A 17,340-nucleotide genomic window follows, 5' to 3' on the forward strand; every position below is an offset into this window, starting at 1 on the left:
TCTCACCCTTCCTTATTCGCTTACTTCACATTTACGAGATGAATCTGGTTTCCCCTTTATTTTTCCAAAACAAATTGAATCATTTACTAAATATTTAGTAAATATAATTAAATATTCTGAAAATAACTGTTGTAACCGCTTACTTTCATGTGATAGCATCAATTTATCAAAACAGATGGGTTAACATTTTACTAAAATAGATGAGAGGGATACCTATGGTTCGGATTAAAGATATCGCTATGAAAGCTAATGTTTCCAGCGCAACTGTTTCCAGAATTTTGAACGAAGATGAGTCGCTTTCTGTGGCAGGCGAAACAAGGCAAAGGGTCATCGCTATCGCAGAAGAGCTCGGCTATCAAACGGTTGCTAAACGCCGAAAAACCCGCGGGCAAAAACAGCGGGCCCATCCGCTGATCGGCGTGCTGAGCTGTCTGCCCCTTGATCAAGAAAGGCAGGACCCTTATTTTTCCTCGATTCGCAAAGGCATTGAAAAGGAATGCTTCGAACAGGAAATTTTCATTACCAATTCGATTCATCTCGGTTCCTTTCAGGAGCCTATCTTTCGGGCACTGGATGGTGTCATTGTCGTCGGCCGTGTTCATGATGAAGCGGTTAAGCATATCAGCGGAAGGCTAGAACATGCCGTATTTATCAATCATTCTCCCGATCCGCAAGCATACGATTCGATTGGCATTGATTTTGAATCCGCTTCACACCAAGCGATTAATCACCTTTTCTGTCTTGGTTACAAACGGTTGGGTTACATAGGCGGGCAGGAAAAAGAGCATACGCTGAAGGACGGTCAAAGCATTCGCAGAACCATAGAAGACAAACGGCTGACCGCCTTTTTGGAGTCCTCCGCCCCCCAGCCTGAGCATGTACTGATCGGAGAATACAGCATGCGCGAGGGTTATCGCCTGATGAAGAAAGCAATCGCCAAAGGCAATCTGCCGGAAGCATTCTTTATCGCGAGTGATTCCATGGCGATCGGCGCGTTAAAAGCGCTTCAGGAAGCCGGATTGCAAGTGCCGCGCGATACAGCGATCGTCAGTTTTAACGGCATTGAAGAAGCTGAATTTGCCAGTACGCCTTTAACGACGGTGAAGGTATACACAGAGGAAATGGGCCGAACAGGCGTAAAACTGCTGCTTGACCGCCTCAATGGCCGAACCCTCCCTCACCATGTCACCCTGCCCACAACATTAATCGTGAGACAAAGCTGCGGATATACAGCTAAGGAGGTGACATAAGCAAGCATTCATCACGATGATAAGGAGGAAAAGATGAAACACACTTTTGTTTTATTTCTCTCTCTTATTCTGCTTGTTCTGCCCGGCTGCTCAGCAGAGAAAAGCTCAGCAGATACCGCAAAAAAGACGTTAACCATTTATTCTACAATGTCAACTGACAGTGAAAGAGATACGTTCAGAAAACTGGCGGCAGCGTTTGAAAAGGAACACAGAGACCTTCGTGTCAGCCTTCATTTCCCAGGCAATGACTATGAAAATATGATGCGTGTCAGAATGGCAGCCAATGATTTGCCTGACCTTTTCGATACACATGGCTGGGGAAAAATCAGGTATGGAGAATATACAGCGGATCTCAGGGATATGGGATGGACCCAAGCTCTTGATCCCAATTTAAACAGCATCCTCAAAAATAAAAGCGGAAAGGTGTATGCCTATCCGATCAATCAGGCAAAAGACGGCCTAGCATATAACCGCAATATTTTAGACCGTTATGGCATTAACCCGCCGGAGACCATGGATGACTTTATCAAAGCGCTGAGAACGATTAAAGAAAAGAGCAAGGGAAGCATTGTTCCCTTCTGGTTTGCCGGATATGACAAAAGCTCATTCGCCCAATATTACGACCAATTCGCTACACCTCTTCTCATCACAGATCCTGCCCATAATGAAAAAAAACAGCTCACCAACGGCACTTTTCAATGGAACAAATTCACTTACTTATCAGACATCCTTAAACAAATGCAGAAAGAAAAATTGATTAATATTGACGCCGTAACCGCAAAAAAATCACAGCTCATTGAATTAATGGCCCAAAACAAAATCGCCTTTACGATGCAAGGCGGCACGCTCGGCCAAGACGTTGCCCAGATCAATCCAAAGGTCAAGGTCGGCATTATCCCCACACCTGCCATACATGAAGGTGATGAGCCGATATGGATCGGCGGTGAACGCTACACACTTGCAGCATGGAAAGACTCCCCTCACGTAAAGGAAGCAAAAGAATTCATCGCATTTATGGCCCGTCCCGCCAATGCCAAACGAATGGCTGAAGCCACATCGCTTCCATCAGGTCTGACCAATGTCAAAGCTGATATTTTCTATTCAAATGACTATGAGCATTATCAAGATGTCAAAGTCGAGCCTTACTTCGACCGTTTATATTTGCCAAACGGAATGTGGGATGTCCTAGGCACGGTCGGGCAGGAGCTTATGGCTGATATTTTAACGCCTCAAGAGATTTCGAAGAAGCTGGGAAGAGAATACAAACGACTCCGGGAGCAATCGGAAACACAGGGAGCTGAAGAACAATGAGTGAGATCGCAAGAGACGTTCATGTGAAACAGGTTAAGCTGAAAAAGCAGTCCTCCCTTTGGTGGATGTATATTCCTGCTTTGCTCTCCGTTCTGATCTTTATGATTTATCCGTTTGTGAAAGGAACATTGATCACCTTTACAAACTGGAACGGCTTTTCACAAGTCTACCAATGGGTGGGATTCGCGCAATATGAAAGGCTGTTTTCTGATCCCGACACTTGGCACATCTTAAAAAACACGCTGCTTTACGGGCTCGGTAGCACCTTTTTCCAAAATGTAATCGGACTCCTGTACGCCCTGCTCTTGAATCAAAGCATTAAAATGAAAGCGATGACAAGAACAATTGTCTATTTGCCGGTGATGATCAGCCCGCTCATTATGGGCTATATTTGGTACTTTTTCTTCTCCTATGACGGAGGCGCGCTTAACGATTTGCTCGGTGTATTCGGCATCAGCCCGATCAATGCGCTCGCCAGTCCATCGCTCAACCCGTGGCTCATTGTCATGATTAACACGTATCAATATGTCGGGATTGCTATGGTTGTCTACTTAGCCGGCCTGCAAAGCATTCCGAAAGACTACTACGAAGCGGCGCAAATGGATGGTGCGAAACAAGGCCAGCAGTTTTTCAGCATTACGCTGCCGCTGTTAATGCCCTCGATCACGATTAATATGGTCATCAACATTATCGGAGGCTTAAAGCTGTTTGATGTCATTATCGCGCTCACCGCAGGCGGTCCCGGAAACGCGTCACAATCCATGTCCACATTTATGTATGATTTGTATTTCAAACGGCAGGATGCCGGCTATGCCGCAACGCAAGGCATATTTATGGCATTTGTCATTTTGATCATCAGCTTTTGCGCGCTTGCGTACTTTAAAAGAAAGGAGACGGAAACGTCATGAAGGCCGCCCGTTCAAAAAAACTGCGGATCGTTACACTTTTTGCAGCCATTGTGGCCTGTGCGCATGTTATCCCTTTTTACATCCTGCTGACCACTTCATTAAAAGCAAAAGGAGACTACAGTTCAAAATGGCTGTTTCCAGCCGACATCTCCTTTCACAATTTTTCAGAGGCATGGGAGCGCGCTTCGTTAGGAAACTCTTTTATGAACACCATCATCATCACAGGTTTTTCTGCCTTGTTATTAATTATATTCGGCTCACTTGCTGCCTACCCGCTTGCACGGCGGGAAACGAAACTGAATAAAGCTGTATTTGCCTTGCTGATTTCCATTATGATCATCCCTCCGTTAACGTCGATGGTGCCTTTGTACCGAATGGTCGTGGACGCCGGAATGGTCAATACACACGCCATCGCCATTTTGATCAATACAGCGGCTTATATGCCGTTAACCGTATTCTTGTATTCTGGCTTCATCCGTTCGACCATTCCAAAAGAGCTTGAAGAGGCCGCAAGAATAGATGGCGCAGGCATGCTGAAAATCTTTTTTACGATTGTGTTTCCTCTGCTGAAGCCAATCACTGCGACCATCTGTATTATTTCCTGTGTCTTCATATGGAACGACTATCAATTTGCGATTTTCTTTTTACAAGATCAAAAGGTTCAGACATTAACAGTAGCCATGGCAGGGTTTTTCGGTGAAAACGCCAACAATCTGCATTTAGTTGCCGCAGCCGCACTTATGGCGATGATGCCGATGGTTATTCTGTTTTTGGCGCTGCAAAAATACTTTATTGCCGGCCTGTCATCCGGAGCGGTAAAGGGATAACATTAAGGGAGGAAGCAATATGAAAAAGATTACATTTATCGGTGCAGGGAGCACCATTTTCGCCAAAAATGTATTGGGAGACTGCTTGTTAACTGAAGCGCTGAATGGATTTGAATTCGCCCTATATGACATTGATCCAAAACGCTTACAGGAATCCCAGCTCATGCTCGAGAATCTCAGAGACCGCTATAACCCAAGCGTGGCCATCAACAGCTATGCCGACAGAAAACTCGCCTTGCAGAACGCAAGCTATGTCATCAATGCGATTCAGGTTGGAGGATATAAACCGAGCACAGTCATCGATTTCGAGATTCCGAAACGATACGGGCTGCGTCAGACGATTGCCGACACAGTCGGCATCGGCGGGATCTTCAGATCACTCAGAACAATCCCAGTCTTATTTGATATCGCAAAAGATATGGAGGAAATGTGCCCGGATGCATGGTTTTTAAACTATACAAATCCGATGGCCTCTCTTACAGGCGCCATGCTCCGCTATACGAATGTCAAAACAATCGGACTCTGCCACAGTGTTCAAGTGTGCACGAAGGATTTATTCAAATCTCTCGGAATGGAGCATGACGGAATCGAGGAGCACATCGCGGGCATCAATCATATGGCTTGGCTTTTGGAAGTCAAAAAAGACGGCGTAGATCTATATCCCGAAATCAAAAGGAGAGCGATAGAAAAACAAAAAACAAAGCATCATGATATGGTGCGGTTTGAATTGATGGATAAGTTCGGCTATTATGTCACGGAATCGTCCGAACACAACGCAGAATACCATCCATACTTTATTAAACGGAACTATCCCGAGCTGATCAGCGAGCTGCAAATCCCGCTCGACGAATATCCGAGAAGATGCGTCAAACAGATTCAAAATTGGGAGAAAATGCGGGATGATATCGTCAATAATAAAAACCTTACGCATGAACGCTCAAAGGAATATGGCTCAAGAATTATAGAAGCAATGGAAACGAACGAGCCGTTTATCTTCGGTGGAAATGTCTTGAATACAGGACTGATCACCAATCTTCCTTCAAAAGCGGTTGTTGAAGTGACATGCGTTGCCGACAGAAAAAAAATTACCCCTTGCTTCACCGGAGAACTGCCTGAGCAGCTTGCAGCCTTAAACCGGACGAATATTAATACGCAGCTGATGACAATTGAAGCCGCTGTTACACGAAAAAAAGAAGCGGTCTACCAAGCGGCAATGCTTGACCCTCATACAAGCGCGGAGCTTTCCATGTCTGACATCATCTCCATGTGTGATGATTTATTTGCAGCACACGGCGATTGGCTTCCGGAATACAAATAAAAAACTAGGGGACTGCTTTCCCCCTAGTTTTTTGGTTTTGTTTCGCCTTCCCAGGCCATCATGCCACCTTCAACATTGACTGTTTTAAATCCCTGCTCATCCAAGTATCTGCAGACATTCATGCTGCGCATTCCTGAACGGCAGATAAATACGTACTCTTTGTCTTTATCAAGGGTGTCCATTTTTTCAGGAATATCCCCCATCCGAATATGAACGGCTTGCGGGATCATGCCTTCCGCCACCTCTTCATCTTCTCTGACATCAATCAAATATAATTCTTCGTCCGCCTCAATCTTTTCTTTTAAAGCGGCTGTGCTGATTTCTTTTATCTCCAATGAAAACACTCCTATTCACAATGGTCATGTTCAGTATAGCAAAGTCAGCCGTGCGATTGCTATTCAGAGACTGATGAAAAACCCCCTTTTGGCAAAGGGGGTTTTTTCTCAGGCTTAGTTTGCCACAATATTGACAAGCTTGCCAGGCACCGCGATGATTTTTCGAATCGTTTTGCCTTCAAGCTGCTCTTTGACCTTTTCGTCTGCTTGAGCAAGCTCTTCCAGCTGTTCTTTCGTTGCATCAGCAGGAACCTGTAATTTCGCTTTTACTTTTCCGTTCAGCTGAACAACGATTTCAACTTCATCATCCACAAGTTTTGCTTCATCATATACAGGCCAAGCTTCGTACGCAATCGTGCCGGAATGGCCAAGCTTCTCCCAAAGCTCTTCCGCTAAGTGAGGCGCGATTGGAGAAAGAAGCTTTACGAAGCCTTCCATATATTCTTTCGGAAGCTCTGTTGCTTTATACGCTTCATTAATAAAGACCATCAGCTGGGAAATACCCGTGTTGAAACGAAGGCCTTCATAATGGTCTGTGACTTTCATGACCGTTTCATGATACACACGCTCCAATGTTTCACCAGCGCCTTCAACGATTTTGCCATTAAGCTCACCGTTGTCTTCAACAAACAGGCGCCATACGCGGTCTAGGAAGCGGCGCGCGCCGTCTAAGCCTGATTCAGACCAGGCGATTGAAGCATCAAGCGGCCCCATAAACATTTCGTACAATCTCAGCGTATCAGCGCCGTGAGAAGCAACGATTTCGTCAGGATTGACAACGTTCCCTTTAGATTTACTCATTTTTTCGTTGTTTTCGCCGAGAATCATGCCTTGGTTGTAAAGCTTTTGGAACGGTTCTTTCGTCGGCACTACACCGATATCATAAAGGAACTTATGCCAGAAGCGGGCATACAGAAGGTGAAGCACGGCATGTTCTGCACCGCCGATATACATATCAACCGGAAGCCATTTTTCCAATTTTTCTGGTGATGCCAGCTGATCCGGATTGCGCGGATCAATATAGCGCAAGAAATACCAGCAGCTTCCCGCCCATTGCGGCATTGTATTCGTTTCTCTTCTTCCTTTTTTCCCTGTCTCAGGGTCTGTGACTTCCACCCAATCTTTAATGTTCGCAAGCGGTGATTCGCCTGTTCCGCTCGGTTTGATTTCATCCGTTTTCGGCAAAATCAACGGCAGCTCCTCTTCCGGCACAGCCGTTGATGTTCCGTCTTCCCAATGAATGACCGGAATCGGTTCGCCCCAATAACGCTGGCGGCTGAAGAGCCAGTCGCGCAGACGGTACGTCACTTTCTTCTCGCCGTTTTTCGTTTCTTCCAGCCAAGCGATCACTTTCTCAATCGCTTCCTGCTTGTTAAGGCCGTTCAGAAAATCTGAGTTCACGTGCTCGCCGTCGCCAATGTACGCTGCTTCCTCAACGTTTCCGCCTTTCACGACTTCCTTCACCGGAAGGCCGAATGTTTTGGCGAATTCAAAATCACGCTCATCGTGGCCAGGAACAGCCATAACAGCACCTGTTCCGTATGAAGCAAGGACGTAATCCGCAATCCAGATCGGCAATTTTTCTCCGTTTACCGGATTGATCGCATAAGCTCCTGTGAAAACGCCTGTCTTTGTTTTCGCAAGATCTGTACGCTCAAGGTCACTCTTTGATTGAATGTCTTTGATATATGCTTCAACAGCTTCTTTTTGCTCTGCCGTTGTAATGTTTTCCACCAATGCGTGTTCCGGAGCAAGGACAGTGTATGTAGCGCCAAACAGCGTATCTGGTCTTGTCGTAAACACCGTAAAGGATTCAGCATGTCCATCTACAGCAAAATGAACGTGCGCGCCTTCAGAACGGCCGATCCAGTTGCGCTGCATGTCTTTAATGCTCTCCGGCCAGTCAAGCTCTTCCAAGTCTTCAAGAAGCCTGTCCGCATATGCTGTAATTTTCAGCATCCACTGCTTCATCGGGCGTCTCTCGACCGGATGGCCGCCGCGTTCGCTCTTGCCGTCAATGACTTCTTCGTTAGCAAGAACCGTCCCAAGCGCAGGGCACCAGTTTACAGGCACTTCGTCAACGTAAGCAAGGCCTTTTTCGTAAAGTTTTAAGAAAATCCATTGTGTCCATTTATAGTATTCGGGGTCAGTCGTGTTGATTTCACGATCCCAGTCATATGAGAAGCCAAGCGACTGAATTTGGCGGCGGAAATTATCAATATTCTGCTTCGTAAACACAGCGGGATCGTTCCCTGTGTCAAGCGCGTATTGTTCAGCCGGCAGGCCGAATGCATCCCAGCCCATTGGATGAAGGACATCATAGCCCTGCATACGCTTCATACGGGACAGGATATCTGTCGCTGTATATCCTTCAGGATGGCCGACGTGCAACCCTGCTCCAGACGGATAAGGGAACATGTCCAGCGCGTAAAATTTTTGTTTTTCATTATGATCAAGAGTGGCAAATGTTTTGTTTTCAAGCCAATATGTTTGCCATTTCTTTTCTATCTCTTTGTGCTGAAAACTCAAAGTAAAAACCTCCTTCTGATTGAATACGGCGTTTATGGTTTAAGTAGTGACGGGAAGGAGAGAATTATATTCAGAATATTCCCAAACTAAAAAAAACTCCCTCATCCCAAAAAGGGACGAGAGACTTTCGTTTTCCCGCGGTACCACCCTCGTTAGCGCGGCATGAGCCGCACTCACTTGATACTTTTAACGCAGTTATGCGTCAGCGGCTTTTCACCGCTGCAACTCTGAGGTGAGTTCGGAAACAAACTTGATTGACTTTCACCAGCCGTCAACTCTCTGCAACAATATCTGCTTCTTACTGCTCCTCTTCATTGTTCTTATCGCAACCGTAATCTTAACTGTATTTTATAGAATTCTGTTCATAAGTGCAAGCAGGTTTGTATACAATGGGAATGTACCCTGAACGGGCGAAGATTGAGGACAATTATTCGGGTGGAGTTTTGGTTTGACGTTTGGACTCGGCCGGTTCGCCGCCGCTGTTCATTTCTCTTACAAAGTCAAAGCTTCTGAGAACAGCTTCACCGCCGTAGCCTGAGATAATGGATAAGATGACAAGTTGAATTCCTGAATCGGGGTCAGCGGATAATACAAGTAAAATGGAAGCTGTCATTCCGATAAACCAATCTTCCAAAAATCCAAGATAAATAAACCGCTTCGTCATTCTGGGCTTCTCCAGCCTGCCTCTCTTTTTCACATGACCGAGAATCCCCATGATTCCTCCAATTACACAAGCAATGAGTACCTGATGCAGCATCTTCATCATCACCTTCCTAAAGCCCTTATTTCGTAAAGCGACTTCAGGCCATCCAGCCCCCTTAAACAATTCCGATGATTTTCGATATCTACATACTGGCAAATCTGAGAAAAGCTTGTTTCTTCCATTATATGTGAACATATGATCGGTAAGCTTGATGCATTGGATTCATTTTTCACCCAGTGACATTGACCTAGTCACTCACTTAGCTACTTCCATTCATATGTTCAATCTCTGTTCTTATTTTTAGTGTATACGAGGACAAGCCTTGATGACAAACATCAAACTGCGCTTGCTTGAATCAGAACATGTGTTGTGCTACGGTTACTGTAGAATTCATTAAAAAAAGGGGAATATCAGGCTTTCGCACAGTTAGCTGACAGCCTAAGGGGGATTTATATGGCTAGTTTTCAATCATTTGGAATACAAGGACAGCTGGATGTCATCAAAAAAGCGCTTGACCACGCACGAGTCGGTGTGGTAATCACAGATCCTGCACTTGAAGATAATCCTATTGTTTACGTAAACCAAGGCTTTGTTCAAATGACCGGCTATGAAGCCGGGGAGATTCTAGGAAAGAACTGCCGCTTCTTACAGGGGAAACATACAGAACCCGCTGATATAGACAACATCAGAATTGCTTTGCAAAATAAAGAGCCGGTTACCGTTCAGATCCAAAACTACAAAAAAGACGGAACGATGTTCTGGAATGAATTGAGTATTGATCCGCTGGAGATCGAAGACAAAACCTATTTTGTCGGAATTCAAAAGGACATCACCCAGCAAAAAGAGTATGAAAAGCTTCTCGAGGATTCCCTCACAGAAATTACTGCACTTTCAACGCCTATTGTCCCGATTCGCAACGGCATTTCGGCTCTTCCGCTAGTCGGCAACCTGACAGAGGAGCGATTTAATTACATCGTCAGCACATTAACGAATATCTTATCAACATCCAAGGACGATTATTTGATCATTGATTTATCGGGTTTGGCCCAAGTAAATGAACAAACCGCCGACCAGATTTTCAAGTTAAGCCATTTGCTGAAATTGACTGGAACCGAATTAATCATTACCGGCATCAAGCCTGAATTGGCCATGAAAATGAATAAACTGGACGCCAATTTCTCATCGCTGAAAACATATTCTAATGTAAAGGATGCCGTGAACGTGCTTCCGATAATGTAAAAAGATCCCGCTCATCCGGCGGGATCTTTCAGATTGTTGACAAAATCCTAAAATGGTTTTCATTTTAGGATTTTGTCATCTTTTCAGCGTGATTGAAAACCCTTGAAGTCTAGGAAGGACGAGCATAGGAGCGGAGCGAATGTTCTAATTCGTGAGCACCGAAGCGCAGGCCTGACAACGAATGCGAGGGTTTGTCGACACGCTGAAAGATCCCGCTCATCCGGCGGGATCTTTTATTATGAAGAGATTGATGCTCGCTTATTTGTTTCTGTAGCCGGTTTTATTCGTTTGTCATATAAAAGCGTTGTGGCAATACTAATCAACAGCAAAACCATAAGAGATAAAACAAGAGCCTGAATGCCGAAGTGATCGACAAGCAAACCGCCGAACAACGGACCAATCATTCTGCCGCCTGTCGCCGCGCTGTTGACAAAGCCTTGATAAAATCCTTCCTTCCCTTTAGGGGCAAGCTGGTTGGCAATCGTCGGCACCGCAGGCCAGACAAGCATTTCCCCGATGGTCAGGATCACCATGGCAGCCAAAAACATTGGGAAGTGCTTTGCCGTCAGCAGCATACTGAAGGATACAATGAAAATGATAAATCCGATGACCATTTGCGCTTTCAGCGACTCTGCCCATTTTTTCACCACAAAGCTGACAATCGGCTGGCCAAGCACAATTAAAATTCCGTTAACCGTCCACAGCACGCTGTATAAGGAAAGAGATATCCCAATGCTTTGCGTGTACGAAGCAATCGTGGTAGACCACTGGGAATATGCCAGCCATCCAAGCACATAGCCGCTGCTTAATATGATGAGTGCAGCAAATTTTGCTTTGCTGTTTACAGCATCATAATCAAGCACCGATGTTTGAGACGCATCCTTCGTCTGTATATTTCGAAATCCGAAATATACGATAAAGAAAAAGAGCAGATACAATGCAGCATTCGCCAAAAATACGTAAGAAAACGAGAAAGACGCCACGACACCGCCAAGCGCTGAGCCGACGGCCACCCCCGCGTTTTGCGCAACATAGATCGCATTAAATGCCTTCCTTCCCCCTTCAGGCCACACCGATCCAGCCATTGCATAGCTGGCCGGAAAAACAACACCGGAACCAAAGCCCACAATTGTCAGCAACACAATATAGGCAGGCCACTCATGAAAGAAGACAAGGCCCATCAAGCTTGCTAATGTAATCGCAATCCCAAGCATAATTGATTTAAAGCCGCCGATTTTATCAAACAAAAAACCGCCGCATAAATTTCCTGCTACACTGGCGCCGGAATTCAGCATCAGCACAAGCCCGGCTACTGTTAATGACTTTCCTAAATGATTATGGATATAAATTGTATTCAGCGGCCATAAAAAAGAAGCACCCGTCACATTGATAAACATTCCAATGATTAAAATTTTAAGAGCACGCGGCATACTAATCCCCCTTTCTTACCTAAAAAAGCTCATGAAAAAAACGAAACCTAAAACGGCTCCGTACGAATCGAGTTATCATAGCACATTCATTCTATCTCTCCGTCTCACATTTTTCAACTGATGAGCGTGAAAAAATCTAACAAATATTGTTCAAAAATTGTAAAATAAGTAGAAAAAGGGGGAATATTATGGAAATGGCATTCGCATTCTTAGGTTTTCTCACATGTCTCATTTCGCTTGGCTATGGATTGTATCACCTCGTCAGATATGTGCTGAAAAAAGAAAGACGTTTCTCTACGAAACTCTTTTGGCCGCTTTTGATAGGAGGCCTGGTGCTGCTTTTCATTGGAGCAGGATTGTCAGAACCTGATGCTGCTGCAGCTAATGCTGAAAAAAAGTATTCAGCGCTACACGCCGAATATAAAAGTCTCACAAAAGAGCATGAAGCACTTGAGAAAGAATATAAGTCTGTCAGCACTGAAGCAAAAAAATTGAAAAACAATACAGTAGATCAGGACAAGCTTGAACAGCTTGAAAAAGAAAATAGCGAGCTAAAAAAGACTCAGAAATCATTAAAAACTGAGATTAAAGAGCTTCAAGAAAATCAAAAAAAGCTCAAAGAAGATACAAAAACGGTAAAGGCTGAAAATGAAACACTCCACCAAGATAACACAAAGCTTGAAAAACAATTGAAAGAGGCAAAAAGCCAAACTGCCAGTTCGCTTGAAGACACTGGAAATTCTTCAAACAATACCTATACAAGCGATGAAGCCCCAACAGCTGACACAGCAGTGGGCTGTAATATTAAAGGAAGCAAAAACGGCATCTACCACACGCCGGGCAGTACATACTATGACCGAACAACCGACCCGGCTGACATGTTTTGTTCAGTTGAAGAAGCTGAAGCCGCCGGCTACCGGGCACCAAAACGGTAAACAAAAAGCTCCAGAATTTCTGGAGCTTTTGCTGTTTCACAACGAAGATTTAATAACCTTCTTATAATAGACAACTGACAGAAAACCAAAAATGGAGTAGAGCGCAGTGTATAACACCATCACCACTATCATTGGCGTCCACACCTCAGATCCGAATAAGAACCAGCCGGATTGGACGGCGAAGTAGCTGTGGAAGAGGCCGACAACCAACGGAATGCCAAAGTTGTACATTTGTTTAATGCGTATCCCCTTTATCAGGTCGCCCTGCGTAAAACCGAGTTTTCTCAAAATCGTATAATTCGGTTTTTCATCTTCACTTTCACCCATTTGTTTAAAATAAAGGATACATCCTGATGTAATCAGGAACGTTAATCCTAAGAAGCCGACGATGAACATCACGAGACCAAACAGTGATTTTTGGACAATGCTTGTATCCAATCTTGATAAATGCTGATCATTCTTGTTCACCTTATAAAAAAGCGCATTTGCTTTTTCAAGCTGTTCTTCATGTTTCATATTGAAGCCGATAAATTCAGGTTGCGCCAGCTGAATGCGAGGGTCTTTATCTTTGTTCAGCTGTTTGAACAGGTTGTCATCCACTATGACTGCGGGCATTCCCCCGCTTGTAAACGTGTAGGATACCAGAAACTCCTCTCTTAATCCTTTATAGTGTAATGATTGTGTCTCATGCTTGCTTTTTACTTTGATGCTGCCGGAATCTTTTAAAACCATTATTTTTTTCAGCAAGTCGGTGTATCCTGAGAAAACGGCTTCTCCAGCCGCCACATCGACTCCTTTTACATCTTTTTCGCTAACAACAGCAAGCTGTGTGTTGCTGGGATCGCCCTGCATCTCTTTCGAGGTTCCATCCATGATATTTGTGAGATCAAAAGACGCTTGCAGGACAGGCATTTCTTTTCGAACATACGAAATGTCATTTTCACTCAAACTGCTCTCAAATTGTTTGGCATCTTTCTCATTCATGAATGAAAAGTCAGCTGCTACATTTTGTTCAGCAGTCTTTTCTGCCGAGTAATACGAAATATAAGCGAGCGATAACAGCCCGATGGCGAGCGCTGAAACGGTTGTAATAATCGTCAATAGCAACGCGTTCGATTTCATTCTGAACATAATTGATGACAGTGACAGAACCTCTGAGATATTCAAGTAGCCGCCCTTGCTTTTCCGAATGATGTTCGAGATAAACGTAACCGATCCTTTATAAAAGAGAAACGTCCCGATAATGACGGACCCTAAGATAAAACTCATTGCGAAAAACAGTTCGTTTATGGTCTTGAATTTTCCGCTAAACAGCTCGGAAGACACGTAATATCCCGTTAAAATCAACACGATGCCCAGCGCCCCGATCAGCATCTGGAAAAAAGAGATTCTCTTCACTTTATCCTCAGTGGAAGACGTTACGTTAAACAAAGATAAAATGCTTTGTTTTTTAATAAATGTATAATTCATGATCATAATCAAAAGGTAAATGCCGCAGAACACAATGATTGTTTGAACCAAGGCTTGCTCTGAAAAATGCAGTTTTGCATCAGCTTTGACATCGACGATTTTGAACAGGATCATCAAAACAAGCTTCGATATCGAAAACCCAGCCACTACCCCAATCGCCAAGGAGCCGAAATACAGCATGATATTTTCCGCACTTAAGATACGAAAGATCTTGTGTTTTGTCATTCCGATTAGTTGAAACAGCCCGATCTCTTTACTCCGTCTTTTAATAAAAATGGTATTGGCATACAAAATAAAGATTGATACAACAGCCACAAGCAAAATTGAAGCGGTTTTAATAGCCGCGGCGCCTTTAATGGAAGCTTTTACTTCATTAATGGACGGGTCATATTGGAGTGTGACAAATGCGAAATAAAGCGCCACACTAAAGATTAAGGCAAACACATAGAGGTAATAATTCCTGATATTCTTTTTCAGATTTCGCAGGATAAGCTGATTAATGTTCATGCTGCACCCCGCCTAACACGCCCTGCGTTTTCATAATATCCTGAAAAAACGTCTGCCTGTCTTGGCCTCCTTTATTCAGCTGTGTAAACATTTGCCCGTCTTTAATGAAAATGACTCTCCCGCAGTAACTGGCCGCGACAGGATCATGGGTGACCATAATAATCGTGGCGCTGCGTTTCTGATTGAGCTGGCTCAGCTTGTTTAATAGATCAGAGGCTGATTTTGAATCGAGCGCACCGGTCGGTTCATCAGCGAAAATAATACTCGGATCATGAATAAACGCTCTTGCGGCGGATGTTCTCTGCTTCTGGCCGCCAGAAATTTCATTCGGGTACTTATCCCGCAATTCATAAATTCCCAGTTCCTTTGCAACTTCCTCAAATTTGCGATTGGCTTCCTTTTTTGATAGCTTCGTGATCGATAATGGCAGAAGGATATTCTCTTTCACTGTCAATGTGTCTAACAAATTGTAATCTTGAAAGATAAACCCTAAATGCTGTTTTCTAAATTCAGCCAGTTGCTTTTCCTTCATAGAAGTCATTTCGTTTCCGTTAATGTTGATCGTTCCGTGACTGACCTGATCAATCGAAGACAGTACGTTAAGCAATGTGGTTTTCCCGGACCCTGATGCCCCCATAATACTGACAAATTCGCCTTTTTGGATATGGATATCAATGCCTTTGAGCACTTCTTGTTTATTCAGCTTGTTTCCATAGCTTTTTCGAATTTTATTTGCTTGTAAGATCATCATTTCTATAATCTCCTTTATATTGGATAATCTCATTATAAAAAGGAATGCCGGGCTTTTCCTTCGATACGGCGAACAAAAAAGAAAAGCATGTGACATTTTCGTCACATGCTTATGACACGTTCAAATTGATTCCGTTTCGGAAAGGTTAATGTAAAAACTGTCCCCACACCTAACTTTGAATCAACATCAATATGGATCAATAACGGCGCCGCGGCTTTTTTTGCCAAGTACAGTCCCATGCCAGTGGACGCTTGATCATGGTGGTCCGTTGTAGATGTAAATCCTTTCTCAAAAATACGCGGCATATCTTTTGGCGCAATGCCCCTGCCAAAGTCTTTCACTTGGAGCTGTGTCTGTTCCCCTTTTTGAAAGCTTTTGATTTCAATTTCAGAGGCTTCGCTGTATTTCACCGCATTTGTAAGCAGCTGCCTGATCATAAACGCCAGCCATTTTGCATCGCTCAGCACTTCTTCAGCCTCCAGCTGAATATCAAAGCCGATCCCTTTTTGGATACACCACGATTGTAAATCTTTGATTTCCTTAAAGATCAATGGCTGAAGCTGAATGAATTCCACAGACAGATCGTTTTCAATAAATGAAATGCGCTTTTGATGCAGCTGCTGATCTAAAAGCAGGTGAATACGCAGCCATTCATATGATAGCTGGGATTTCAAAGCTTGGTCTTCCATTCTATCAATGATTAAATGCATCGCTGTCAATGGGGTTTTGACCTCATGGATCCATGCCATCAGCTCATCTTTTTCATTTTCTAATGCCAAGCGATGCCGGGCTGCTGTCTGCTTCAAGTGTTCCGTTTGCCCGATAATGCTTCTTTCAACCATTGATTCAAACGGCGTTTCCGGTTCATTTATCGCTGTCACATCAAGATTGTTCTCCCATGTTTGCAGGCTTTTATAAAACACCGTTTCTTTCCGATAGCGGGCAAGAAGAAATATCATAAAGAACAAGCCGCACAAATACACCATATAAAGAACATTTTCAAATGAAATAGAGGGATCAACAAGAGCAACGAATAAAATTAAAACCTGCTGAAACAAAAACACGGCAATCCAGCTTCGCCTTTCGGTAAGGAATGCTTTAATCATAGAAATGATCCTCTTCCTTCGCCATGTAGCCTTGGCCGACCTTTGTCTCGATATATGTGCCAAGCTGCAAGTCATCCAGTTTTTTCCGCAGGCGGTTGACATTGACGGTCAGCGTATTATCACTCACAAAACGCTCATCGTTCCACAAGCTTCTGATCAGCTCTTCCCGGCTGACGATCTTGTTTTTTTGTTCTATTAGCTGTTTTAGAATGAACATTTCATTTTTAGTCAGTTCAACAGAGCCTTCGTCATTGCTGACGATGTTCTGCTCTGTGTCTATGGCAGCCCCGCACCATGTTTTGATCGTGCTCGGCTCCGTATTATAATGATGCACGCGCCGGAAAATCGCTTGGATTTTCGCAATCAGCACATCAAAATGAAACGGCTTTTGAATAAAGTCATCTGCACCAAGCTGCATGGACATGACCATATCAGCAGGATGATCACGGGAGGATAAAAAGAGAATCGGAACATTTGACCGGGAGCGGATCAGCCGGCACCAATGAAACCCGTCAAATTTAGGAAGCTGGACATCAATAATGACGCAATCAGGCTTAACCGCCGCAAATTCCTGCAGCACTTGACTGAAATCCTGAATGCCATATACATCATAGGACCATCCCGTTAAGCGATCCTTGATTTCATGAAACAGCGATTCATCATCTTCAATCAGCAAAAGTTTAAACAATCGACTCACCGCACTTTTTCCTTTTTTATCAAG

15 protein-coding genes and 1 other annotated feature are annotated in these 17,340 nt (G+C 44.0%); of the genes, 7 read left to right on the plus strand and 8 right to left on the minus strand.

Features of this window, described 5'->3' with window-relative positions:
* Window positions 1–215: 215 nt before the first annotated feature.
* The 5 genes from Q3W56_RS10655 to melA are packed head-to-tail and all read left to right on the plus strand — an operon-like array spanning window position 216 to window position 5,614.
* Complete coding sequence (locus tag Q3W56_RS10655; RefSeq protein ID WP_302895451.1) at window positions 216–1,250, plus strand: LacI family DNA-binding transcriptional regulator; 1,035 nt, start codon at window positions 216–218, stop codon at window positions 1,248–1,250.
* Between the two features lie 33 nt (window positions 1,251–1,283).
* The gene (locus Q3W56_RS10660) at window positions 1,284–2,561 is read left to right on the plus strand and encodes an ABC transporter substrate-binding protein (protein WP_302895452.1); all 1,278 of its coding nucleotides are present in this window, start codon (window positions 1,284–1,286) and stop codon (window positions 2,559–2,561) included.
* Window positions 2,558–3,469 (plus strand): carbohydrate ABC transporter permease, encoded by a 912-nt coding sequence (locus tag Q3W56_RS10665; RefSeq protein WP_302895453.1) that lies wholly within the window; start codon window positions 2,558–2,560, stop codon window positions 3,467–3,469. Before Q3W56_RS10660 ends, Q3W56_RS10665 begins: the two co-directional genes overlap by 4 nt.
* Complete coding sequence (locus tag Q3W56_RS10670; protein ID WP_302895454.1) at window positions 3,466–4,296, plus strand: carbohydrate ABC transporter permease; 831 nt, start codon at window positions 3,466–3,468, stop codon at window positions 4,294–4,296. Before Q3W56_RS10665 ends, Q3W56_RS10670 begins: the two co-directional genes overlap by 4 nt.
* A gap of 19 nt (window positions 4,297–4,315) precedes the next feature.
* The gene (melA, locus tag Q3W56_RS10675) at window positions 4,316–5,614 is read left to right on the plus strand and encodes an alpha-galactosidase MelA (RefSeq protein WP_302895455.1); all 1,299 of its coding nucleotides are present in this window, start codon (window positions 4,316–4,318) and stop codon (window positions 5,612–5,614) included.
* Between the two features lie 23 nt (window positions 5,615–5,637).
* Here the strand turns inward: melA and Q3W56_RS10680 are convergent, their stop codons facing one another.
* The 3 genes from Q3W56_RS10680 to Q3W56_RS10690 all read right to left on the minus strand — a co-directional run bounded on the left by Q3W56_RS10680 (window position 5,638) and on the right by Q3W56_RS10690 (window position 9,241).
* Entirely contained in the window at window positions 5,638–5,949 is a 312-nt protein-coding gene (locus Q3W56_RS10680) for a rhodanese-like domain-containing protein (RefSeq protein ID WP_003237998.1), read from the minus strand.
* A gap of 114 nt (window positions 5,950–6,063) precedes the next feature.
* Window positions 6,064–8,478: a leucine--tRNA ligase gene (leuS, locus tag Q3W56_RS10685; protein WP_302895456.1), complete on the minus strand. Its 2,415-nt coding sequence runs from the start codon at window positions 8,476–8,478 to the stop codon at window positions 6,064–6,066.
* 109 nt (window positions 8,479–8,587) lie between these two features.
* Window positions 8,588–8,802: a binding site (T-box leader), on the minus strand.
* 103 nt (window positions 8,803–8,905) lie between these two features.
* Window positions 8,906–9,241, minus strand: a complete 336-nt coding sequence (locus tag Q3W56_RS10690; RefSeq protein ID WP_003223352.1) for a DUF4257 domain-containing protein — start codon at window positions 9,239–9,241, stop codon at window positions 8,906–8,908.
* 393 nt (window positions 9,242–9,634) lie between these two features.
* Here Q3W56_RS10690 and ytvA point away from each other — a divergent pair, with 393 nt between their 5' ends.
* Window positions 9,635–10,420, plus strand: coding sequence for a YtvA family blue-light photoreceptor (gene ytvA, locus Q3W56_RS10695; protein ID WP_302895457.1), 786 nt, complete (start codon window positions 9,635–9,637; stop codon window positions 10,418–10,420).
* A 236-nt stretch (window positions 10,421–10,656) separates the two neighbouring features.
* Here ytvA and Q3W56_RS10700 read toward each other — a convergent pair whose 3' ends face one another.
* The gene (locus tag Q3W56_RS10700) at window positions 10,657–11,850 is read right to left on the minus strand and encodes an MDR family MFS transporter (RefSeq protein WP_302895458.1); all 1,194 of its coding nucleotides are present in this window, start codon (window positions 11,848–11,850) and stop codon (window positions 10,657–10,659) included.
* Between the two features lie 188 nt (window positions 11,851–12,038).
* On the opposite strand from Q3W56_RS10700, the gene Q3W56_RS10705 reads away from it, so the two are divergent.
* Window positions 12,039–12,785 (plus strand): LMBR1 domain-containing protein, encoded by a 747-nt coding sequence (locus Q3W56_RS10705; protein ID WP_302895459.1) that lies wholly within the window; start codon window positions 12,039–12,041, stop codon window positions 12,783–12,785.
* 36 nt (window positions 12,786–12,821) lie between these two features.
* Here Q3W56_RS10705 and bceB read toward each other — a convergent pair whose 3' ends face one another.
* The 4 genes from bceB to bceR form a co-directional block, all read right to left on the minus strand.
* Window positions 12,822–14,762: a bacitracin ABC transporter permease BceB gene (gene bceB / locus Q3W56_RS10710; RefSeq protein WP_302895460.1), complete on the minus strand. Its 1,941-nt coding sequence runs from the start codon at window positions 14,760–14,762 to the stop codon at window positions 12,822–12,824.
* Window positions 14,752–15,513, minus strand: coding sequence for a bacitracin ABC transporter ATP-binding protein BceA (bceA, locus tag Q3W56_RS10715; RefSeq protein ID WP_302895461.1), 762 nt, complete (start codon window positions 15,511–15,513; stop codon window positions 14,752–14,754). The genes bceB and bceA overlap by 11 nt, the downstream gene beginning before the upstream one ends.
* Window positions 15,514–15,614: 101 nt before the next feature.
* Window positions 15,615–16,619: a two-component sensor histidine kinase BceS gene (locus Q3W56_RS10720; RefSeq protein WP_302895462.1), complete on the minus strand. Its 1,005-nt coding sequence runs from the start codon at window positions 16,617–16,619 to the stop codon at window positions 15,615–15,617.
* Entirely contained in the window at window positions 16,612–17,307 is a 696-nt protein-coding gene (bceR, locus tag Q3W56_RS10725) for a two-component response regulator BceR (protein ID WP_029317101.1), read from the minus strand. The genes Q3W56_RS10720 and bceR overlap by 8 nt, the downstream gene beginning before the upstream one ends.
* Between the last annotated feature and the right edge of the window lie 33 nt (window positions 17,308–17,340).

The organism is Bacillus sp. C28GYM-DRY-1 (genome assembly GCF_030519405.1).
GTDB classification, from domain to species: Bacteria; Bacillota; Bacilli; order Bacillales; family Bacillaceae; genus Bacillus; species Bacillus spizizenii_A.

Excerpts from the sequence above, each read along its gene's own strand:
- Q3W56_RS10690 (WP_003223352.1), bottom strand. The coding sequence starts at position 9,241 with ATGAAGATGCTGCATCAGGTACTCATTGCTTGTGTAATTGGAGGAATC.
- ytvA (WP_302895457.1), top strand. The coding sequence starts at position 9,635 with ATGGCTAGTTTTCAATCATTTGGAATACAAGGACAGCTGGATGTCATC.
- melA (WP_302895455.1), top strand. The coding sequence starts at position 4,316 with ATGAAAAAGATTACATTTATCGGTGCAGGGAGCACCATTTTCGCCAAA.
- Q3W56_RS10705 (WP_302895459.1), top strand. The coding sequence starts at position 12,039 with ATGGAAATGGCATTCGCATTCTTAGGTTTTCTCACATGTCTCATTTCG.
- bceA (WP_302895461.1), bottom strand. The coding sequence starts at position 15,513 with ATGATGATCTTACAAGCAAATAAAATTCGAAAAAGCTATGGAAACAAG.
- Q3W56_RS10665 (WP_302895453.1), top strand. The coding sequence starts at position 2,558 with ATGAGTGAGATCGCAAGAGACGTTCATGTGAAACAGGTTAAGCTGAAA.
- Q3W56_RS10670 (WP_302895454.1), top strand. The coding sequence starts at position 3,466 with ATGAAGGCCGCCCGTTCAAAAAAACTGCGGATCGTTACACTTTTTGCA.
- Q3W56_RS10655 (WP_302895451.1), top strand. The coding sequence starts at position 216 with ATGGTTCGGATTAAAGATATCGCTATGAAAGCTAATGTTTCCAGCGCA.
- Q3W56_RS10660 (WP_302895452.1), top strand. The coding sequence starts at position 1,284 with ATGAAACACACTTTTGTTTTATTTCTCTCTCTTATTCTGCTTGTTCTG.
- Q3W56_RS10720 (WP_302895462.1), bottom strand. The coding sequence starts at position 16,619 with ATGATTAAAGCATTCCTTACCGAAAGGCGAAGCTGGATTGCCGTGTTT.
- Q3W56_RS10700 (WP_302895458.1), bottom strand. The coding sequence starts at position 11,850 with ATGCCGCGTGCTCTTAAAATTTTAATCATTGGAATGTTTATCAATGTG.
- bceB (WP_302895460.1), bottom strand. The coding sequence starts at position 14,762 with ATGAACATTAATCAGCTTATCCTGCGAAATCTGAAAAAGAATATCAGG.